Source organism: Vibrio sp. OPT20, assembly GCF_963889365.1.
GTDB classification, from domain to species: domain Bacteria; phylum Pseudomonadota; class Gammaproteobacteria; order Enterobacterales; family Vibrionaceae; genus Vibrio; species Vibrio splendidus.
In genome coordinates, this window is record NZ_CAWPOA010000109.1 from 22,628 (window position 1) to 42,855 (window position 20,228).

The window sequence follows — 20,228 nt, forward strand, 5'->3', positions numbered from 1 at the left end:
TGTATTAGAAAATTAGACGTTAGACTCGCCCAACAACCCACTCGGTTACCTTTTGTTTACCTTGGCTCCTTTACTGTCCTTGATAAGAAAAATGAACAACAAGGAAAGAGCATGAAATTATTCGCTTCAATACTCACGACTGTCGGTATTACTGGTGCTGTCTGGGGGCTATTACATATTCAGCCTGCGATTGCGGATGCATCGACGGAGCAGCCAATAACTGTGTCATCAACGAACAAGTCATCAATCGACAAACAGCCAAAAAACAAGTCCGTAGAGGTCAAACAACAGGCGACTGCAAACACGACTTATCTGCAAGGTTTAAGCAAGACGATTTCTTTAGATGACGTGCCAAACCTATGGGTCGATTTCTATCAGCAACTCGGCACCAACGATAAAAACATTGAGCAACAACAGAAAGTCATCGTGACCTATCAAGACATCAGCTTAGATTTCAGCGAAGCAACAATCACGATTGGCTTCCCGACTCAGCAATCAAAATTAAATAAAAACAAACCATTAATTAAGATTCCAAGCAAAGCCAAAGGCACCCTTCTGCTAGGTAAAGGCGAGCATACTGAACAGGAACTAGCACATGCTTGGGAAGATATCGCGATTCTAAAAGAAGTGGATATGGTTATAGAACATCACCAGCTGAATCAGCATGGGTTGCCAGATTCTAGCGAGTTATACGTCTATTATAAGAACAACCAGTAAAGGATTTAGTTATGGATTTCACTATGGATAGCATTGGGAATTTTCTCTCTCAAACATTTACAGAAACAAGCATCATCCTTACCGAGACTTGGGTCGATGACAACTTTCTACTGCTTGCTCTGGCTCTGTTTATCTTTGAGCTTATCCGCTATGCCTTTAAGAGAAAGCTCAGCTGGAATATGTTGGGAGACAGCGCGACCAACTTAGTCACCTTGTTCTTCCTATTGGTTACCGTTTTCTTCGTCGGGTTAGCTTATGTTGGTGCGTTTGTTTACGCCTACGAGAACTTCAGCCTAACTCAACTGCCAATATCCGGTTGGACAATTCTTGGTTGCTTGATCTTGGCCGATCTCGCTTACTACTGGGAACACAGATTCTTGCACAGCAACGGTTTAGCTTGGGGAACGCACTCGGTTCACCATAGCTCGCCTTACTTTAATATCTCGGTCGCTTACCGCTTTGGGCCTTTAGATTGGTTCTTCCCGTTCTTCTTTCACTTGCCGTTAATTCTGCTCGGCTTTAACCCGTTTGTCGTGCTGATGTGTGAAACCTTTGTTCAACTGTTTCAAACACTGCTGCACACTGAAAGCGTTAAACGACTGCCTCGCCCTGTCGAAGCGGTGTTCAATACGCCCTCTCACCACAGAGTGCATCACGCGACCAACAAGCAATACCTTGATAAAAACTACGCTGGCATCTTCATTATTTGGGACAAGATGTTCGGTACCTTCGCTAAAGAAGAGCAAGAAGTCAGATATGGCGTGTTTCCGAGAATCAACTCTGTGAACCCATTTAAGGTATATTTCCACGGCTACGTTAAACTGTGCCAACAGTTATGGCATGCGCCAAATTGGAACTACCGACTACAACTTCTTATTCAGCCGCCTATCTGGGCTTGGAAAAGAGAACGAGAAACAAAGTAAGGACACTTATGAGTATTAACGCCCTGTTGATTGAAGACGACAGCGACTTGGCAGAAGCCATTGCAGACTATATGGAACTCGACGGTTTCGAATTCGATTTTGCTTACAATGGCAGCGCGGGTCTAAACCTCGCTTTAGAGGGGCGTTATGACATCATCTTAACGGACATCAACATGCCCAAGATGGATGGGCTCGATGTCTGCCAATCCCTTCGTCAACAAGGAGTGACCACTCCAATTCTCATGCTGACCGCAAGAGACACGCTACAGGATAAAATCGCGGGGTTCGAGGTGGGTTCGGATGACTATCTAGTGAAGCCTTTTGCGATGGAAGAACTCAAAGTACGGCTGATGGCGCTGATACGTCGCTCTCAAGGTTCGGTGACGTCTCTGTCTGTGGCAGATCTCAAGCTGGACTTAGACAAGCACCAAGCTGTTAGAGACGGCAAGCTATTGAAGCTGTCCCCAGTTTGTTGGCGAATGCTCGTGATGTTAGTGCGAAACAGCCCTAACGTGGTGAGCAAAGCCAAGCTTGAAGAAGCATGGGAAGACGAAATGCCAAGCTCTGATAGCATGAAAGCGCACCTGTTTAAGCTTCGACAAGTGGTTGATGCGCCCTTTGACTCAAAACTAATTCACACGGTTCATGGCATTGGTGTTGTCTTACATGGGGAGTCATCATGAAGCACCCGAACATGAATCGAGTCAGTATCAAGCGTGATATCTACCTCTACTTATTTGGCATCGTCGTATTACTCACTGCCATCTACAGCTTGATGGTATCTCAGAGCTATCATATTGGTCTCAATGAATCGGCAAAATATGGATTCTTATATGAGCTGGAAGTGGCAGAGCAGCAATACATCGAAACAGGGCAACTGCCAGACTACCAAAACCCAACATTCCAAGCCTTTCTAAGTTATTCAGATCTGCCCGTTAAGTTTCAACAAACCTTTGATTGGAAAGCGTTTGATAACGATGCAATTTATGAACACTACGAGCAATCAGCTAACAATGATTCAGGCCAATACCTCTATGCAGCCAAGCATCCGATATCAGGTAGCGACGAAGCGTTATACATCATTTCTGAATACGACGAAGCCATCTACTTGAATCTATTCGAGCTCAACCCACCCGATTCCGTCAACCAAATTAACAATGCCTTCATTGCTATTGGCGCACTCTTGCTCTTGGTGTTTTTGATCATTCGCCTGCTGATACACCGAGTCACCAAACCGATTATTACCTTATCAAAATGGTCGGAATCTCTGGACGTGGACAACACTAAAGGACTGACTCAGTTTCGGTATAAAGAGATCGATCAGTTAGCTTCCCAACTAATTAAAAGCGTGCACGGTGAACGACAGGCCAATGAGCGTGAGAGCTTTTTCTTAAGAGCAGCCAGCCACGAATTAAGAACACCGATCGCCACTATTTCAGCCAGCGGCGATATGCTGGTTCGCTTGTCTGAAAGCATTCCCAACAGCGGCCAACGTGCCGTCGCACGAATCCAACGTTCAGCCACCAGCATGAAAGCCTTGGTAACGACTCTGTTGTGGATGAGTCGTAATAGCGAAATGGAAACCAACTATGAGCAAATCAAGCTGACTCCCCTGCTCAACAACATCATCGAAAGCCAACGTTACCTTCTCAAAAACAAAGAAGTAGAGATCCACACCAAGGTCGACCAAGGCCAACACTCCCTTCCCCGTGAGTTAACCGAGGTTGTGCTCACCAACTTGGTCCGAAATGCATTTCAACATGGTGGTAGCGGAGATATCAGAATCACACTGACAGAACATCAGTTTGAGGTAACCAATCGTTTGGAAGATGAAAACCTAGCAAACGACTCTGAACAACAAACCTCTTTTGGTATCGGCCTAGAGCTCATTGATCGCGTTTGTCAGAACCAAGGTTGGCAGTTTACTCATCAAGTTCACAACAATGAGTTCATCGTCAAAGTCATGCTATAGCGATTTTCTAAATGGTTATTGGATGGTGACCAAAAGTTTACCCTTGCTTGGTTATGCTAATCGCACAATCTAGTTAGGAGTTATTTTATGGGCACTTGGATTTTAGAAACACTATTGTGGGCTGTGGTAACGGTGGCGGTTTGTGTCGCGATTTGGGGGCTGTACTTACCTAATATATTAATCGCATTAGGTGTGTCGGTAGCGGTATCACTGTTACTGGGCAACAGCTGGAGAAGCTAGTTATTTAAGGAAGAGCATAGTTCAAAACATAAGTGAGTATTGGCACACCCGACAGCAGCGATATTTACTAAGTACGTTGATTAGGCACGTACTGTCGGGCGCGAATTAAATTAGCTACTTAGCGTTTCTTCGAATACACCTAGCTCACGACCAAGCCATGTCGCGCGTACTGTGTGATCCAAAGTTTCTTCACCGCCAGTCACAGGGTGAATCAACACCGACATATCACCGCGTTCTTGCTCAAGCCATTCAACAATACCCGACTCTTTGTTAGCAAAATGAATCTCGAACATTGGCATCTTATGTGGGCCAACCAAACGCTGTATTAATGGGAAAGTCTCTAACACATCTTTACGTTCCGATAGAATTTTCTGACGCAGTGTTTCTGCCTGCTCTGCAAAGCGCAGAGGGAAATAGATATGACCGTGGTACATGGCACCATCCTTTAGAATTATGATGTCGCGATTTTATACCTAAACCGCCTTTAATAGCTAAATCTAAATAAGTGGACTTACTATGGAAAAAATCCGTAGGAACAAAAAACTAGAGTTTGAGTTAACGTTGGCCGCTAAAACAAACTCTAGAGATACTGGTGTCGACTATCGTTTTAAAATCACTACGGGCGTAGCTTTAAAACTCGGTCAATGTCTTCTGCAGAATGGCGCTCTGGTACTTGCTCCCACTCTTCGCCAAATGAACGGTTAACCACTCGACCGCGTTGGAATCCTTCGCGCGCTTCTAGTTGCTTCGCCCAGCGAACTACGTTGGCGTAAGACTCAACTTGAAGGAATTCAGCGGCATCATATGTTTTACCTAGTACAAGGTTGCCATACCAAGGCCAAATCGCGATATCTGCGACACTAAGCTCTTCGCCTGCCACATACGTGTTATTCGCTAACTGTTTGTCTAATACATCTAGTTGACGTTTCACTTCCATCGCAAAACGGTTAATTGGGTATTCTTGCTTTTCATCGGCGTAAGCGTAGAAGTGACCAAAGCCACCACCTAGGAATGGTGCAGAGCCTTGCGCCCAGAACAACCAATTTAATGTTTGAGTGCGAGCAGCGCCCTCTTTCGGTAAAAAGTGACCAAACTTTTCGGCCAAGTGCATCAAGATGGATGCCGATTCAAAGACATTCACATCTTCGTCACCAGATTTATCAACAAGTGCTGGTATTTTCGAATTCGGGTTTACACCAACAAAGCCAGAAGAGAACTGATCAGCCTCACCGATGTTGATCAAGTACGCATCATATTCAGCTTCTTTAACACCCGCCGCTAACAACTCTTCTAGCAAGATAGTGACTTTTTGACCGTTAGGTGTGCCAAGGGAATACAATTGAAAAGCATGATCACCAACAGGAAGCTCTTTATCAAAGCGAGCGCCAGATTCAGGACTATTGATATTTGCCCACTTGTTACCACCATCAGTATCGTTAACCCAAACTTTTGGCGGTGTGTATTGTTCTGACATGATATTTCCTTATTAATATAGGGTAGCTTTAACTGATATTAGGTCACGCTCCCTTGGTTAAAACCCCTAAATACAATTTCTTTTCAAACTGTTAAGCATGGCTTATTCCAGAAAGACATAACCTGCTTTATGAGATAGCACACGTAAAAGATAAGTGCTCAATCAAACCTAAGCCCCATATCGGTTAGTACGACACGTGATTTAGTCACGACATTCCTACAGCTTCCAGAAAGCTGTGATAAAATCGGGAGATTACAATTGATAAGGATTTGGCAATGTCTTCAGATTACACAGGCTCGAGTGCAGCGTACGCTCGCCAAGAGAAAGGCTACCGCGAAAAAGCACTGAAACTGTACCCTTGGGTTTGTGGTAAATGTGCACGTGAATTTGTTTACTCAAACTTGAGAGAGCTTACCGTTCACCACGTGGATCACGACCATACAAACAACCCTGAAGATGGCAGCAACTGGGAACTACTATGCTTGTACTGTCACGATCATGAGCACTCAAAATACACGGATCATGACCGTTACGGTGTTGATGCAAAAGCCCGTTTAGACGACCATCAATCAGCAACGCACAATCCCTTTGCCGATCTAGCGAAGTTGATGAAGAAGTAACACGCGTTAAGACCTGTATTTGCTAGATGATAGCGGCTAGATACTAGATAAATAACAAGAAACCCCAGTATGTCACCATACTGGGGTTTCTTTTATCTGCCTTATAGCTAGAGTTCACTCAAGTTAAGGCCAGATCAAAAAGAGCCTTCCGAAGAAGGCTCTTTTTAGAATTCTGTATTAGGTCTGCAATTATGCAGCCGCTTGCTTGCGAGAGTCTTCTACCTGCTTAGCGCGCTTTTTTAGCGTCAACTTATCGCGGTATGCAAACCAAACGTAAGACACAACCACTAAGAAGAACAGGTATGACAATGAGAAAATGAACGGCGATTGAATGATATCGTTCGAGATACCCCAAGAAACACCGACAACTGTCACTGCAATTTTCGCGAAAAAGCCACACATCAATAACATTAGAGCTAACTGTGGGAAACGCGTGCTACGGAAAGCTAACCAATAGCAACTACCCACTGCCAATGCAGCAATATAGAAGCCAAACAAGAAAGAGTGGATATGGTCAGCTGCCGCTACACCACCAGAAATTGACATCAATAGAATTAAAAACAGTTTCATAATACTCGCCTCGCCATAAGTTGGAAACGCATCCTTTCAAATTTGGAATCTCAGTTTGCGTACTATTTTCCCACTTTTTTTCAACAACACAACCCCTCCAATCGAACAAAATGTAAGCAAAGGTACCACCAAAAACCACCCGTAACAACTGGTTAACATTTTGTTTTTAATAAAACTCCGTTACTCCTTGTCTCATATGGACAAAGCTCCACTTCGATTTATTTTGTTACACAAAATTAACCTTAGAAAATAATTAAAATAATTCGTAACTCTGTGATATCCGCACGGAATACGTGGCAATTCAGAAATACTTATCGAAGAACACCTTAAAAAATAGGCCCGCCACGCTAAAAAGAACAAAACGGAAAGGTATTAAATACAATTGCAAAACCAATAAAAAACAACTTATTAACAAATTTGAGTTTATTTACCAAAAATGGAAAAAGAGATTCCAATCACATTTTTATTGGTTATAATCCGCGCTCTTTTGCGCTATCTGTTGATAAACGCAAACTAATTTTGAAGAAACAATCACAATAACCCGTCTTTAGTTAAGTGGCTCACCACTAACCAACGACAAAACTGAGAATAAAAATGAGCAAGATTGATAAAGCATCACGTATCCTGCTAGCAGGCTTCTGTATCAACCTTTGTCTTGGCATCCTGTATGCTTGGAGTGTATTTAACAAGGCGCTAGTCACCGAAGCTGGTTGGAGTGCTGCTGAAGCATCTGCACCTTACGCTATTGCAACTATCACATTCTCTGTTTGTCTTCTTGTTGCAGGCATCCTACAAGACCGTATGGGCCCACGTAAGATCCTTATTCTTGGTACAGCGCTTACTGGCCTAGGTATGATTGCTTCTGGTTTCGCTACGACTCCTATGATGCTAAACCTAACGTTTGGCGTGATGACAGGTGCTGGTATCGGCTTCGGTTACGCATGTCTTTCTCCATCAGCAATGAAATGGTTCCATTCTTCTAAGAAAGGTATGGTTAACGGTCTAATCGCTGCAGGTTTTGGTCTTGCTGCTATTTACCTAGCACCACTCACTTCTGCGCTAATCGACAGCATGGGTATTCAAACAAGCTTTATGATTCTTGGTGCCGGCGTACTTGCGATTGCAGTACCTCTAGCAGCAACAATCAACAACCCACCAGCGGATTACACGCCAGCTGAGCCTAAAGTAAAAGCAGGCCAAGCACCTAAAGCAGTTAAGAAGACTGAAGACCTAACGTGGAAAGTAATGCTGAAGACTCCTCAGTTCTACTCTCTATGGATCATGTACGCATTTGCTGCTTCTGTTGGTCTTATGATCATCGGTAACATCACTACGATTGCTAGCGTTCAAGCGAACCTACCAAACGCAGTTTACCTAGCGTCTATCCTTGCTGTGTTCAACTCAGGCGGCCGTGTTGCTGCGGGTATGCTTGCAGATAAAATCGGTGGCGTACGTACTCTACTTCTAGCGTTCATCCTTCAAGGCGCGAACATGGCTCTATTCGCTACGTTCAACTCTGAATTCACGCTAATCATTGGTACGGCTATCGCAGCTGTTGGTTACGGTACGCTTCTAGCAGTATTCCCAACATTGACTGCTGAGTTCTACGGCCTGAAAAACTACGGTACTAACTACGGCGTGCTTTACACGGCATGGGGTATCGGCGGCGCTATCGGTGCAGCAGTTGTTGGTTACTCAATGACAAACGGCGAAGGTTACGGCCTAGCTTACACAATCTCTGCAGCTATGATGGCAGTGTGTATTGTTCTTGCAATCGTCACTAAGCCAATCTCTGAAGCTAAAGTTTCTGAACTAAAAGCATCTCAAGCTTAATCATCAGAAAAGATTGAATTTGTTACTGAAGAGCTTAACCTTAGGGTTAGGCTCTTTTTGTATCAAGCGATGAACCCATTGACGATAGAAACCACTCTTCAGCTCCCCCCTACTTATTATCTCGATAACTTCAATCGGTTGGTTGAACACGCTCAAACGCTCTATACCGATCTTCTAAGTGACGATGAATGTCATTGGTTGTCTGAATACAAACGTCTTTCCGTTTCAAGCCAATGTTTAATGGTTCGTTTGCTTTCTCGTAAAGGCCGTTGGTTTCGCAGCGATAAACTCAACTATGTTGAGATCCCTGATTTAAATACCACACTACAAGAGCTAAGCACCGCAGGCTTTATTGCGTTGAGTCATCCCGAAGAACAGCATCACCTTGTCATTAGCAATGTCGAGATCGGGTTGCACTTACTCACCAAACCAGAGCTGTTGAGTATATTCCCCGCCTTTAAGAACCACAAAACCGCGAAGAAAGATGAGCTGTTGTTACTGCTTGATCAGCAACCTTTTGATCAATTTCTAAACCTAAACTTCGACTGTATTTACGTCGTCGAATCTCAAGTGATTGATGTATTACTGCTACTGTTCTTTGCTAACACCTATCAAGACTTAAGCCAGTTCGTGTTAAGCGACCTTGGGCTCAATACCTTTGAGAACTACCCATTAAGCAAGCAGCGCCGCTTCTTCACTTCTAGAGATCAACTCAATCAATTGCTCCAGATGCGCGATGTTCAACGCTTGTATTCAGAAGGTGACCGCAAAGACAGTGAATTTCTTGAGCAGCTTTTACAGTCGATACCTGCGGAATCAGAACACAGAAGCATAGCCAGAAAACGATCGCGTTTGATCAACGATATCGCGCGCGATCTAGAAAGGCTCAGCCAAAACGACCAAGCTGTCTTTTGGTTTAAACAATCTGTACTTCCTCCGAGCAGAGAGCGACTTGCACGCATCTATGACAAGCAAGACGAGTTAGACTTAATGTGTGACATTGTCACGCAAATGAAAGCTGCTCCATCAGATGTGTCAGAGTTGGAAGTCGCTATTAAGCTTGAAGACAAACTACTACGGAAACAGGGGCACAAAGTTTCACGAACCATAAAACCGAGCTGCAAAGAGATAAAACTGGAATTAGACCTCAGCCAAACGCGAGTCGAGCTTGCGGTAAAGCAGCATTTTGAGGACCAAGGCTGGGATGTCTACTTTTCTGAGAACAGTTTTCTATGTGGCTTGTTCGGCTTGGCCTTTTGGGAGGTCATTTTTGCAGATGTTGAAGGCGCCTTTATCAATCGATACCAACATCGACCTCTGGATCTGTACCATTCCGATTTCGTAGACAAACGAGCCGAACAGGTCGAAGCGGTGTTTCAGACTATATTCAAGCATGGGCTGAACCACTTACTCAATATTTATGACCAGAAGCGCGGTATCGCCAATCCATTTGTTCATTGGAACTACTTCCCCAGATCACTCGTCGAGCACAGCATGGTGGCTATTCCCAACGCATTGATTGTTGATCTTTTCAAGGTGATATTGAGTGACCTAAAACTATTCAGAACTGGGATGCCAGATTTGATTGCATTCAAGGACAAAGAGTTTCATTGGGTTGAAGTCAAAGGTCCCGGAGACAAACTGCAAGACAACCAATGGCGCTGGATCAAAGAGTTTAAGCGATTGTCTGTCCCTTTCTCTGTTTGTTACGTCAATCAGTAAGCCTTAGTTCGACACTCCAAAATCCAACCTCGGGTGAGTGACTCACCTCGATAAGTTGCTCAGTCCCATCAAGATCTTATCTATAAGATTGTTAGAACATGAGCATTTTCAATCATTTTCGATATAATTAGAGAAAATGCTTAATATATAAATACGTATGAATTTGAAAAAACTCTTCATTTTAGCTTTTGTTAGCGTCTTCTCAGGTTGTGCCGTCTACGCGGGTTTAAACTTCGACGAGCTGTTTGGTAAACAACAAGTTCGCGATCGCCAAGCGCCTATTCTGTCGGCTCAAGCACAACACTTCATTGATGAAGTGAAACCCATCATTGATAACCGATGTGTGGTTTGTCACGCTTGCTATGACGCACCTTGCCAGCTCAAAATGTCTTCAGTAGAAGGTATCGACCGAGGTGCGAGCAAGGCACTCGTTTATCAAGGCACCCGTTTAACCGCCTCAGCCCCTACTCGCTTGTTTGAAGATGCTTTAACCACACAAGAGTGGCGCGATGCGGATTTTCATCCAGTCCTCAACGAACGTATGCAGAATTCAACGGCTAACCTCGATGCTGGTCTTGTTTCTCGAATGTTGATCCAGAAAGAGAACCACCCACTTCCAGATCAAACCCAGCTTGAAGGTTTCGACTTTTCAACCGATCGCGACCAACAGTGCCCAACGATTGAAGAGTACGCCCAGTACGAGAGAGATTACCCAACTTGGGGGATGCCTTATGGGATGCCGAACTTAGATAAAACAGAATACGCGACTTTAATGAGTTGGTTAGAAAATGGCGCGTTAATGAACGACCACATTCCACTGAATGATGCGGAACAAGAGCTCGTTAATGTCTACGAAAGCTTTCTCAATAAGAGTGACAATAAAAGCCAACTTTCAGCACGTTACATCTATGAGCACCTGTTTCTATCGCATGTCTACTTCTCTGATTTGGCGCAGCCAACGCGTTTCTTCACACTTGTTCGCTCTGCAACGCCTCCAGGTGAAGCGGTGCAACGCATCACGACTCGTCGCCCTTACGACGATCCAAAAGTAGAACGTGTTTACTACCGCCTGATTCCAGAACAAGGCACCATCGTCGACAAAACGCACATGCCTTTCGCACTCAATAAAGAGCGACTAAAAAAGTGGAACATTTGGTTTGTCGATGCTGATTACTCTGTGAAACAACTCCCTAGTTACAACATTGATGTCGCAGCTAACCCTATGACTTCGTTTGAAGCGCTGCCAGTGAACTCGCGCTTCCATTTCATGTTGGACAATGCGCAAAACACCATCATGGCTTTTATCAAAGGGCCGGTGTGTCGTGGTCAACTTGCCTTGAATGTGATTAACGACCGTTTTTGGGTTTTCTTCATTGATCCAGAGAAAGCCGATTTACCAGAAATAAACGCTTTCTACGCCAGCCAGAAGAAAAACTTAAAACTACCTAGCGAGCTAAAAAGTAACACCGTACCTGCGACTAACTGGGTAAGATACGCTAAGCAACAGGCTCGATACCTAAATGCGAAATCAGACTTCACCAACCAATGGTTCGATAGTGGCGTGAACCTAGACACCGGTATAATTTGGGATGGCGATGGCATCAACCAAAATGCCGCTCTCACCATCTTTAGACACTTCGATAGCGCTTCTGTTGTACAAGGGTTAGTTGGCACGCAACCTAAAACTGCGTGGATCCTTGATTACGCCTTACTAGAGCGCATTCATTACCTTCTTGTCGCAGGTTTCGATGTGTACGGAAACTTCGGCCACCAGCTGATTACGCGTATGTTTATGGACTTCTTGCGCCTTGAGGGTGAAAGTAACTTCTTAACCCTTCTTCCTAAAGATGTTCGCCATATTGAACACTCAAGCTGGTACAAAAACCAAAGTGCACAACTGAGCGATTACTTGCAACGCAATATCGCCCCTTTCGACCAACCAACAAGTGTGGTTTACAAAACGGCCGATCCTAAGCGTGAACTGCTCAATATGATCAAAGATAAGCTCGCGCCTGTCCTCGATAGTCGCTTTGATATTGTCGAAACAGGTTTTGGTCGAAAGAACGAAGCACTGCTTAACCAAGTGAATTTGATAAAGGGAGTCGGCCTGCGTCATGTTCCTCAATTAGTGATGATCATGATTGAAGGCAAAAATGGCGAAGAGCAATTGTTCACCATGATTCACAATAACGCGCACAGCAACATTTCTAGCTTGTTTAATGAAGAAGGTAATCGCGATTACGCCAATGATGACTTAACGCTCGTACGAGGCGTTGTCGGTAGCTACCCTGCCGCCTACCTGTCTTTAACCGAGAGCGAGATACCGACTCTGGTGAAAACGCTGCAAAGTTTGAACACAAAAGAAGACTACGTGGCGCTGCTTGATAAGTTTGCGGTACGACGCAGTTCTAACGAGTTCTGGCCGTTCAGTGATCGCGTACATCGTTGGTATCAACAAGACCAACCGATCGAGTTCGGCTTGTTGGATTACAACCGCTTCGAGAATAGGTAGCAAGCGATAAGCATTAATTCGAGCTCTTGAGCCTTGGCTTTAGCTCTTAAGACGTGGTTCTAGCTCCTAAGACTTAGCTATACAGCCTTGAACCTCGGATATAACCCTTGAACCTTGGTTAGCTTGAATGGTTAGCCTTTCATAAAGAACGCTGACTTGCGCGGTATAAAAAATCCTCTGACGAATATTCGTTCAGAGGATTTTTTTGACTTGTTGATTAGATCAAGTTTAAAGCAAGCTCACGTCATTAAGCGGAAACATAAGTTAGTAGCGCCTCTAACGAGTCTTTAACCAATTCAGATAAAGCGTGATCGTTATCTCGGTACTGCAATAATGGTTCTTCGCTTACTTCTATGCTCTGACACAACTTGTACAGTGCTAATAAACCCAAACTGCCCGCAGATCCTTTGAGCTTGTGCGCCAAAGACTTAACTTCTCGTCCGTTATCGGCTTCGCTTGCCTCCACTAATTCATTCAAGGTAAGGTTACTGCTCTCCTCGAATAGCACAACGATCTGCTTCATTTTATCCAATCCAAGGATCGACAAGTCACCCTCTATCACTTTGGAATCAATCAGTTTCACTGGAGTGTCTCCTTCATCTTGGGAATCAGTTGTCGTCGTGTACTTGGCTAAAACATCTACCATCTGTGTCGAGCATTCATCACTGTTACCCTTAATCACACGGTTACCATTTTGCTTACAAACAGCATCGTTTGGATCAGGCTGTGGCAACAATAGTGTTTTACCATCGAGTTGAGCAACAATGAGCTGAGAAAGTGCTTCCTTCTCTAGCGGCTTAGGCAAGAAGCCATCAAAGCCAGACGACAAGTAGCTTTCCACTTCTTCGTTAAACACGTGAGCCGATACTGCGATCATTGGTGGTACTTTGCGTGTTACGTTTTCTTCATGCTCATGCTGAAGCGCATCGTCTTTGAGTTGTTGAATTAACTCGACGCCATCGCAGTCCGGTAAGTTAATGTCCACCAGCGCAATATCAAACTCTTGCTCACTGAATATGGCTCTCGCTTCTTGTCCGGTTGTCGCTATCACAACATCGTGACCCAGGTTATTCAAAAAGCCTTCAGCAACAATACAGTTCACAGGGTTGTCTTCAATCAGAAGTACCTTCGCTCGGATGCAAGCTTCAATGACCGTTGCTTTAGTTTCAATTTTCTCACCTACTTCAAGTGGCAATGAGAACCAAAACTGACTGCCCTCGCCTTCTTCGGAATGAACGCCAATATCCCCATTCATTGCCAACATGATGCTTTTACTGATCGCCAATCCAAGCCCTGTGCCACCGGTTTTGTTGCGGCCGCTATCGGTTTGAGTAAAGGCATCAAACAGACAAGCTTGTTCGCTTGCGTCAATTCCGACACCGGTATCTGACACTTCAAACATGACTCTATTTTCATCTTCGATATCTAAGCTGATAAAGATATCGACTGAGCCACTTTCAGTAAACTTAATCGCGTTACCGACCAAGTTATTCAATATTTGACTGATTCGAGTGACGTCACCACGCCAATAGCGTTGAACATCACTTTCGATATGAAAATCAAAGTTAAGCTTCTTCTCAGCAGCGCGCCCTTCCATTAACTGATAGGTATCTTGAACCATCTGGTAAAGGTCGAAAGAAGCCGCGCGTATTTCAAGATGTCCCGCTTCTATCTTTGAATAGTCCAGCACGTCATTCAAAATAGCGAGTAGATTCTTACCACTGCGGTTAATGATGTCCGCATAACCTGATTGCAGCGGGTCTAAACCAGTATCTTTAAGCAATCGAGCCGTACCTAATACGCCATTCATAGGCGTTCGTATTTCATGGCTCATCGTCGCGAGGAAAGCAGACTTGGCACGGCTTGCTTGTTCTGCCGCATTGCGAGCTTTAGCGTGGTTACCCACCTCGACATTCAACTTCTCATTGGTCTTTTGCAGCTGATAGGTTCGGTCTGTTACTAACTCTTCTAAGTGCTCTTTGTGCTCTTCGAGCTCACGTTTTGCCTTAGCTTCGCCAACCGCGACCACTTGTAGTGCTTGCGCGGTGTTTCTGGCGGTGATGATCGCCTCGCCCATATGAGCCAACTCATCATTACCCTTAACCGAGATATCAATATTCAAGCGACCTTGTGCGATAGACATCAAAGCAGAAGAGTATTCAGTAAGACGTTTAACAACCGAGATATAAACCACTCGCCAAACGATAAATGCGACGATAACCAAACCAATAACCGAAATCACAGACAGCGACCATTGAGCCAGATTCAGCGTGCTAGTCAGCTCATCAACCGCTTTTTTTGTGCTTCGGTTTGAATCATCAACCAGTTGGTTAACCGTTGTATTCAGCTGAGAGAACAGCTCCAACGTATTTTGCATCAGAAACTCTGACTTTTTGGTGTTCTCATATTGTTCTAGCGAGATATCGAACACGACCTGGCGTTTTCTCAACTCTTCAAGCAACTGAGACATCTGCGCTGAACGAGTCGGATCTTCGACCGCTTTAACGCGGCGCGCCATGATTCTTAGGTTAGATTCGAATTCAGACTGGATTTGATGAATACGTTCAACGTTGGTGACGGTTTGCGTTTCTTCAATTTGATTGAGCATCTTGAACGCCAACAAATGCAATTCGTGCAGACGTTCAGACAAATCAAGATCAACTTCAACAAGTGCGTCTAAGGCTTGGTAGGCTCTATCGGTTTCTTTGGTTTCTAGCAGGTCGTAGATGTGCGTTACGTTAGCAACCGCAATGGTGGCAGTATTCAGCACTTGGGTTCGCGTGAGCTGCTCTAACTCTTCGGCAAGTAAGCGCATCTCTTCAACACGAGACGTCAATTCCTTGCTTAACCAAAGCTTACGTTCGACCGAGACACCCAGTTCAGCCAGTGTGTTAATAACGCTTTGAACATTGTTTTCGAGTTTATTGAGAAGTTGCGAATCAAAACTGTCGACACCAAGCTCTTTGATATGTTGAAGAAGTGCTTCAAGCTGGTCAAACAACACAGTGCCAGCCTCTTTTCGTTCGGCCTCGTTTCTCGCATTAGAAAGCGTTTGTACCGACGAAATAATACGGTTACTCAACTCAGAAACTTGACGAGCTTCGATCATGGCAGGAAGCGCTGAATCGACGACGTTTCTTTCCGTTTTTGCTACAAAGCTAAAACCAGAAACACCGATCAATGCAGACAATAGAACCAACAGTGCCATCACTAAGAATGAGGCCAGTAGCTTGCGTCCAATACTCGCTGAGGCTAACAACATAAACTTTAAACCTTAAAACGTTCTTCTTTACCCATGCAGAATACGCTATATTTTGCAGTGTTTCTTATCTAAAACCAATAAAACGGCAATTCATGCTATCTAGACCTTTAGCTTCAAAAATCATTCTCTCACTACTGGCCTCAGTAACCTCTGTCGCGAGTGCTAGCGAGCCTTTGAGCCCAATAAAACCTGCCGAAGCCACATCACATAAAGAGAAAATTTGTGCCATTTATCCGCACCTTAAGGATTCTTACTGGTTGTCTGTTAACTACGGCATGGTCTCTGAAGCAGAAAAGCAGCAAGTTGAGCTAAGAGTATTAGAAGCCGGCGGGTACCCAAACATTGGTAAGCAAGCCTCACAGCTGGTGCTTTGCACACAATGGGGAGCCGATGCCATTATTTTAGGCACAGTTTCACCCGATGCTTACCATGACAATCTTACGGATTGGGTTGGCTCTACCCCTGTGTTTGCTACTGTGAATGAGTTGACCGTCAATGAAGAACAACAGAAGGTATTGAAAGGCACGGTCGGTGTCGACTGGTATCAAATGGGATTTCAAGTCGGAGAGTTTTTGTCGAAACGACATCCGAAAGGATCAGGCGAAACACCTATCGCCTTGTTACTTGGCCCACAATCAAGTGGCGGTACTAAGCCGGTAGCTCTTGGGTTTTATGATGCAATCAAATCAAGCGATATCAAAATTGCGATAAGCTATTGGGCAGACAACGATAAAGAACTGCAAAGAAACTTGGTACAACAAGTCATCGAGCAGCCGGATATTCAATATATTGTCGGAAGCGCAGTCGCGATTGAAGCTGCGATAAGTGAGCTGAGAGCAGCCGGTAAAACCAAAGAAATTGGATTAATTTCAAGTTACCTAAGTCACGGAACCTACCGCGGCTTACTTCGTAACAAGGTGCTTTTTGCACCAACAGATAAAATGGTTGAGCAAGGTCGCTTATCGGTAAAACAAGCCACCAGTTACTTACGCGGTCAACCTTATGAAAAACACAGTGCACCCATGATTGAAGCACTGACACCGGCAACACTCAAAGATCAAATTATCGCCGACTCATTGTCACCTTCTGAGTTTCGTCCGGTATTCAGTGTGAATCCTTAGTGCTATATTGGCTGAAGAACTCAAAACAATAAAAACGAAGCAATCATTTAGGGAACATTCATGCAAAAAACGACGCGTACTATGCCAACGCATAAGAATATCGCTTTGGTCGCTCATGACCATTTCAAACCTGAGCTACTTAGATGGGTCACAGAGAACAAAGAAAAACTACAAAAGCACTTCCTTTATGCTACGGGCACAACGGGTTCTCTACTAAGTAAAGAAACAGGCCTAGCAATTAAGAGCATGATCAGCGGCCCAATGGGCGGTGACCAACAACTTGGTGCGCTTATCTCTGAAGGCAAGATCGATATGATGATTTTCTTCTGGGATCCACTGAATGCCGTACCACATGACCCAGATGTAAAAGCACTGCTTCGTATCGCAAGTGTTTGGAACATCCCAGTGGCAACCAACCGCGCTACCGCTAACTTCCTATTTAACTCTTCACTGCTTGAAGAAGAAGTGATCATTGAGATCCCAGACTACGAAGCGTACCTAGCTGAGCGAACTTAATGGTTCAGCGCTCTTAACTAAGCAGATCGCTTCGTTAAGAACAAAAATAACGTCACAGACTAAAAAGCCTGCATTTTATCGCAGGCTTTTTTTTTCACCAGAATCTTAACTCGCTACTTGTCACTCCATACCGCCATTTCGTTGCCACTTGGCTCTCTAAAATGGAAACGTCTGCCACCGGGGAAACTAAATATCTCACGATTTACCTCGCCACCAGCATCAAGCACGTCACGCTCGGTTTGCTCAAGATCTTCGCTATAGAACACCATTAGCGCTGCGCCACTTTCAGCATTCGACGCCAGATCCGCTAAATAGAACCCACCCATTAAGCCTTTACCTTCAAAAGCAGAATACTCAGGGCCATAGTCTTCGAAGATCCAACCAAACACTTGGCTGAAAAACGCCTTAGTTGCGGCGATGTCTCGCGCAGCAAATTCAATGTAGTTAATAGAGCCGTGTTCCATAGCGAATTCCTTCTGCTTTATGCCTTTTTCCTAATGATAATATCTTACGCCCTAATTAGAATAGCTAGCACGCTAATGATAATAGCTTACACCCTAATGAGAATAGGTAGCGGGCTTGAAGATCTAATCTTAGACAATTACGCCAAGTGACATCACTTTTTACGAACGACAGGGTAATCAGAGCCATGCAGCTCTTGCACAAAGCCAGAACCGTCGCCACTGTGCGTGATCCATACTTTCTCTTTCGCTCGCGTCATTGCCACGTAAAATAAACGACGCTCTTCCGCATAAGGGAACGCATCTGATGATTCAGTCAATGCGCCATCAATATGCAGCTGTTTCTTCTTGGTCGGGAACTGCCCTTCGTCCACACAAAGAATAATGACAAAGTCCGCCTCTTTACCTTTACTGCCGTGGCAAGTCATGAACTTGATCTCAATGGAGGTGAAGATTTTTTTCCAATCTTCTAGCAATTCAGGTTTGTGGTAATGATTACGTCCAAGTAGCAGCACAGACTTGTTGGTTTTGCCTTTAGATTGGCGGTTTAATTGATCGAGGATTTTCTCAACTTCTTTGCTTGGTGCACTGTACACCGCCTTCTGTTTCTGTTGCTTGAAGCTGTTCAGTTCTTTCGGAAGCTGAATCGGGTTTTCCTGCACAAAACGATTAGCAACTGCACCTAACTGATTGTTAAAGCGGTAAGTCGTATCTAGGTGATGAATCGTCGAGCTCTCAAAACGATCCTTAAAGCCCGTCGTTAAATCAACATCTGCGCCCGCAAACTGGTAAATCGACTGCCAATCATCACCTACCGCAAAAATAGAAGCGTGGTGTTGTGCTTTCGACTGATTACACAGCGCCTCAACCAAGGCAAGGCGATCTGGCGAGATGTCTTGATATTCATCGATCATGATGAACTTCCAAGGCGAGATAAACTTGCCCTTTTCGACATACTGAGTTGCTCGGCTGATCATGATTGAGAAGTCGATGTGATTCTGTTCTTTCAGTTCTTTTTGCCATGCTGTCACGCATGGCCAACACAGTGAAAGCTCGCTGTTGAGACGCGTGTAGTCTCTGTGATCAATCAACTGCTGTTGCACTTCCTTCTTCGATAAACCCGATGCATTCAACTGCTCAAGCTGCTTTTCAAGCCAACCAATCAACTTGAGGTTTGAAACATGGCTACCAAGTTCGTCATCACCTGTTAAATAAGCGATTGGCCATTTAGACAGGTGCTTTTGCCAGCGTTTGAAGTTAGTCGGCGTCATCCAGTGCTTTTTCAACCAATCAATGCACCATGCTTGACGTTGATTGTCATCGAGCGCTAACGGAGAGATAACCACACGTTCAGGTTCAACCTGATTAAGGATCTTTAAACCCAACTGGTGGAAAGTACTCACTTGCACCTTCTCTGCTGATAAACCAATTTTGCTGTTAAGCCGCTGTTTCATCTCTTCCGCTGCTTCGCGACCAAATGCGAGCAATAACAACTCTTCAGCTTGAGCTTGATGGCTTTGCAGTAAATACGCGACGCGAGCTGTAAGAACACTGGTTTTACCCGAGCCAGCGCCCGCTAAAATAAGGTTGTGATCATCATTCATCAAGACCGCATATTGTTGAGATAAATTGAGTGGTGACGATTCACATTGAGCAAACAATACTTCCCAGTTTTGTCTTTCTGTTTCTAACCACTGCTGATTTCTTTCGGCTTGCTTAATTTCCGTCTCAGACAACCATGGTTGCATTCGAGCAATGCGGTTTGGCATACGCTGCGCTGCTTCTTCTAAAGTCATCGTCATGTTTTCTAAACTTGAGTTAACCATGTCGACCCAAGTCTTAACTTTAGAATGCGCTAGGAAAGCAGGAAGTTGCTCAAGACGTGTCAATTCAGCTTCCCATTGAGGAACGTGTTCAGCCAATTGTTCACATTGTGTGTCATGCCACTTCTGATAAGCAGCAACCGATGCGCGTGCAAATTGACGGCATTGTTCCCAAGGTAGGCCCTGTACTAACCAGCTGCGCTGTTTGCCATCTTGTTGATTAGCAAAGAACTGTAACGATCCCCAAAACAATCCGCGTTTTATCGCGATCTTGCCACTCCAAATAGTAAACGGGATTCGCTCTTCACTGCCTACTGAAGATAACTGCAGGCGTGGACCATCAAGTTCGACTTGATGATATTCATTTTGAATAAAAAACTGTGCAGTCTTGTTAGCGCTTAGCTGCATTGGAGTGTGCTCTCTAATTGGGAATATTGAATTTATATCATGATGCTGTGAGAA

At 44.5% G+C, this 20,228-nt stretch carries 18 protein-coding genes; 11 read left to right on the forward strand and 7 right to left on the reverse strand.

What is annotated here, in order from left to right; genetic code table 11:
• Positions 1-111 precede the first annotated feature (111 nt).
• The 5 genes from AACR09_RS23960 (at position 112) to AACR09_RS23980 (ending at position 3,852) form a co-directional block, all read left to right on the forward strand.
• Positions 112-717 (forward strand): hypothetical protein, encoded by a 606-nt coding sequence (locus AACR09_RS23960; protein WP_193834542.1) that lies wholly within the window; start codon positions 112-114, stop codon positions 715-717.
• 11 nt (positions 718-728) lie between these two features.
• On the forward strand, positions 729-1,640 hold the full coding sequence (locus AACR09_RS23965) for a sterol desaturase family protein (RefSeq protein WP_193834544.1): 912 nt from the start codon (positions 729-731) through the stop codon (positions 1,638-1,640).
• An 8-nt stretch (positions 1,641-1,648) separates the two neighbouring features.
• Entirely contained in the window at positions 1,649-2,323 is a 675-nt protein-coding gene (locus tag AACR09_RS23970; protein ID WP_193834546.1) for a response regulator transcription factor, read from the forward strand.
• The gene (locus tag AACR09_RS23975) at positions 2,320-3,612 is read left to right on the forward strand and encodes a sensor histidine kinase (RefSeq protein WP_108180883.1); all 1,293 of its coding nucleotides are present in this window, start codon (positions 2,320-2,322) and stop codon (positions 3,610-3,612) included. Before AACR09_RS23970 ends, AACR09_RS23975 begins: the two co-directional genes overlap by 4 nt.
• An 87-nt stretch (positions 3,613-3,699) precedes the next feature.
• The gene (locus AACR09_RS23980; protein ID WP_009844874.1) at positions 3,700-3,852 is read left to right on the forward strand and encodes a hypothetical protein; all 153 of its coding nucleotides are present in this window, start codon (positions 3,700-3,702) and stop codon (positions 3,850-3,852) included.
• A 110-nt stretch (positions 3,853-3,962) separates the two neighbouring features.
• On the opposite strand, the gene AACR09_RS23985 is transcribed toward AACR09_RS23980, so the two are convergent.
• Positions 3,963-4,286, reverse strand: a complete 324-nt coding sequence (locus AACR09_RS23985; RefSeq protein WP_017085490.1) for a DOPA 4,5-dioxygenase family protein — start codon at positions 4,284-4,286, stop codon at positions 3,963-3,965.
• Positions 4,287-4,468: 182 nt separating this feature from the next.
• The gene (gene yghU, locus AACR09_RS23990; RefSeq protein ID WP_017082522.1) at positions 4,469-5,326 is read right to left on the reverse strand and encodes a glutathione-dependent disulfide-bond oxidoreductase; all 858 of its coding nucleotides are present in this window, start codon (positions 5,324-5,326) and stop codon (positions 4,469-4,471) included.
• Positions 5,327-5,601: 275 nt separating this feature from the next.
• On the opposite strand from yghU, the gene AACR09_RS23995 reads away from it, so the two are divergent.
• Positions 5,602-5,946, forward strand: a complete 345-nt coding sequence (locus AACR09_RS23995; protein WP_004730279.1) for a YajD family HNH nuclease — start codon at positions 5,602-5,604, stop codon at positions 5,944-5,946.
• Between the two features lie 189 nt (positions 5,947-6,135).
• On the opposite strand, the gene AACR09_RS24000 is transcribed toward AACR09_RS23995, so the two are convergent.
• Entirely contained in the window at positions 6,136-6,516 is a 381-nt protein-coding gene (locus AACR09_RS24000) for a hypothetical protein (protein ID WP_004730275.1), read from the reverse strand.
• A 594-nt stretch (positions 6,517-7,110) separates the two neighbouring features.
• Between AACR09_RS24000 and AACR09_RS24005 the strand changes: the two genes are divergently transcribed.
• From AACR09_RS24005 to AACR09_RS24015, 3 genes are all read left to right on the forward strand, one after another.
• The gene (locus tag AACR09_RS24005; protein WP_017079765.1) at positions 7,111-8,349 is read left to right on the forward strand and encodes an L-lactate MFS transporter; all 1,239 of its coding nucleotides are present in this window, start codon (positions 7,111-7,113) and stop codon (positions 8,347-8,349) included.
• Between the two features lie 57 nt (positions 8,350-8,406).
• Entirely contained in the window at positions 8,407-10,071 is a 1,665-nt protein-coding gene (locus AACR09_RS24010) for a VRR-NUC domain-containing protein (protein ID WP_193834548.1), read from the forward strand.
• Positions 10,072-10,228: 157 nt separating this feature from the next.
• Complete coding sequence (locus tag AACR09_RS24015; RefSeq protein WP_193834550.1) at positions 10,229-12,583, forward strand: fatty acid cis/trans isomerase; 2,355 nt, start codon at positions 10,229-10,231, stop codon at positions 12,581-12,583.
• Positions 12,584-12,830: 247 nt separating this feature from the next.
• Here AACR09_RS24015 and torS read toward each other — a convergent pair whose 3' ends face one another.
• Together torS and AACR09_RS24025 are read right to left on the reverse strand one after the other, a co-directional pair.
• Positions 12,831-15,845, reverse strand: a complete 3,015-nt coding sequence (gene torS, locus AACR09_RS24020) for a TMAO reductase system sensor histidine kinase/response regulator TorS (protein ID WP_193834552.1) — start codon at positions 15,843-15,845, stop codon at positions 12,831-12,833.
• Positions 15,846-15,909: 64 nt separating this feature from the next.
• On the reverse strand, positions 15,910-16,074 hold the full coding sequence (locus tag AACR09_RS24025; protein WP_228010435.1) for a hypothetical protein: 165 nt from the start codon (positions 16,072-16,074) through the stop codon (positions 15,910-15,912).
• Between AACR09_RS24025 and torT the strand changes: the two genes are divergently transcribed.
• On the forward strand, positions 16,019-16,966 hold the full coding sequence (torT, locus tag AACR09_RS24030) for a TMAO reductase system periplasmic protein TorT (RefSeq protein WP_228010436.1): 948 nt from the start codon (positions 16,019-16,021) through the stop codon (positions 16,964-16,966). The two genes, AACR09_RS24025 and torT, sit on opposite strands and share 56 nt — an antisense overlap.
• A gap of 60 nt (positions 16,967-17,026) precedes the next feature.
• On the forward strand, positions 17,027-17,482 hold the full coding sequence (locus AACR09_RS24035; protein ID WP_004730260.1) for a methylglyoxal synthase: 456 nt from the start codon (positions 17,027-17,029) through the stop codon (positions 17,480-17,482).
• Positions 17,483-17,595: 113 nt separating this feature from the next.
• Here AACR09_RS24035 and AACR09_RS24040 read toward each other — a convergent pair whose 3' ends face one another.
• Complete coding sequence (locus AACR09_RS24040; RefSeq protein WP_065605123.1) at positions 17,596-17,946, reverse strand: VOC family protein; 351 nt, start codon at positions 17,944-17,946, stop codon at positions 17,596-17,598.
• Between the two features lie 152 nt (positions 17,947-18,098).
• Positions 18,099-20,174, reverse strand: coding sequence for a DNA helicase IV (gene helD / locus AACR09_RS24045; protein ID WP_193834554.1), 2,076 nt, complete (start codon positions 20,172-20,174; stop codon positions 18,099-18,101).
• Positions 20,175-20,228 lie beyond the last annotated feature (54 nt).

What these genes read in the sequence shown, in the direction of transcription:
- AACR09_RS23960 (WP_193834542.1), top strand. Translation starts at nt 112, where the DNA reads ATGAAATTATTCGCTTCAATACTCACGACTGTCGGTATTACTGGTGCT.
- AACR09_RS23965 (WP_193834544.1), top strand. Translation starts at nt 729, where the DNA reads ATGGATTTCACTATGGATAGCATTGGGAATTTTCTCTCTCAAACATTT.
- AACR09_RS23970 (WP_193834546.1), top strand. Translation starts at nt 1,649, where the DNA reads ATGAGTATTAACGCCCTGTTGATTGAAGACGACAGCGACTTGGCAGAA.
- AACR09_RS23975 (WP_108180883.1), top strand. Translation starts at nt 2,320, where the DNA reads ATGAAGCACCCGAACATGAATCGAGTCAGTATCAAGCGTGATATCTAC.
- AACR09_RS23980 (WP_009844874.1), top strand. Translation starts at nt 3,700, where the DNA reads ATGGGCACTTGGATTTTAGAAACACTATTGTGGGCTGTGGTAACGGTG.
- AACR09_RS23985 (WP_017085490.1), bottom strand. Translation starts at nt 4,286, where the DNA reads ATGTACCACGGTCATATCTATTTCCCTCTGCGCTTTGCAGAGCAGGCA.
- yghU (WP_017082522.1), bottom strand. Translation starts at nt 5,326, where the DNA reads ATGTCAGAACAATACACACCGCCAAAAGTTTGGGTTAACGATACTGAT.
- AACR09_RS23995 (WP_004730279.1), top strand. Translation starts at nt 5,602, where the DNA reads ATGTCTTCAGATTACACAGGCTCGAGTGCAGCGTACGCTCGCCAAGAG.
- AACR09_RS24000 (WP_004730275.1), bottom strand. Translation starts at nt 6,516, where the DNA reads ATGAAACTGTTTTTAATTCTATTGATGTCAATTTCTGGTGGTGTAGCG.
- AACR09_RS24005 (WP_017079765.1), top strand. Translation starts at nt 7,111, where the DNA reads ATGAGCAAGATTGATAAAGCATCACGTATCCTGCTAGCAGGCTTCTGT.
- AACR09_RS24015 (WP_193834550.1), top strand. Translation starts at nt 10,229, where the DNA reads ATGAATTTGAAAAAACTCTTCATTTTAGCTTTTGTTAGCGTCTTCTCA.
- torS (WP_193834552.1), bottom strand. Translation starts at nt 15,845, where the DNA reads ATGTTGTTAGCCTCAGCGAGTATTGGACGCAAGCTACTGGCCTCATTC.
- AACR09_RS24025 (WP_228010435.1), bottom strand. Translation starts at nt 16,074, where the DNA reads ATGGCACAAATTTTCTCTTTATGTGATGTGGCTTCGGCAGGTTTTATT.
- AACR09_RS24035 (WP_004730260.1), top strand. Translation starts at nt 17,027, where the DNA reads ATGCAAAAAACGACGCGTACTATGCCAACGCATAAGAATATCGCTTTG.
- AACR09_RS24040 (WP_065605123.1), bottom strand. Translation starts at nt 17,946, where the DNA reads ATGGAACACGGCTCTATTAACTACATTGAATTTGCTGCGCGAGACATC.
- helD (WP_193834554.1), bottom strand. Translation starts at nt 20,174, where the DNA reads ATGCAGCTAAGCGCTAACAAGACTGCACAGTTTTTTATTCAAAATGAA.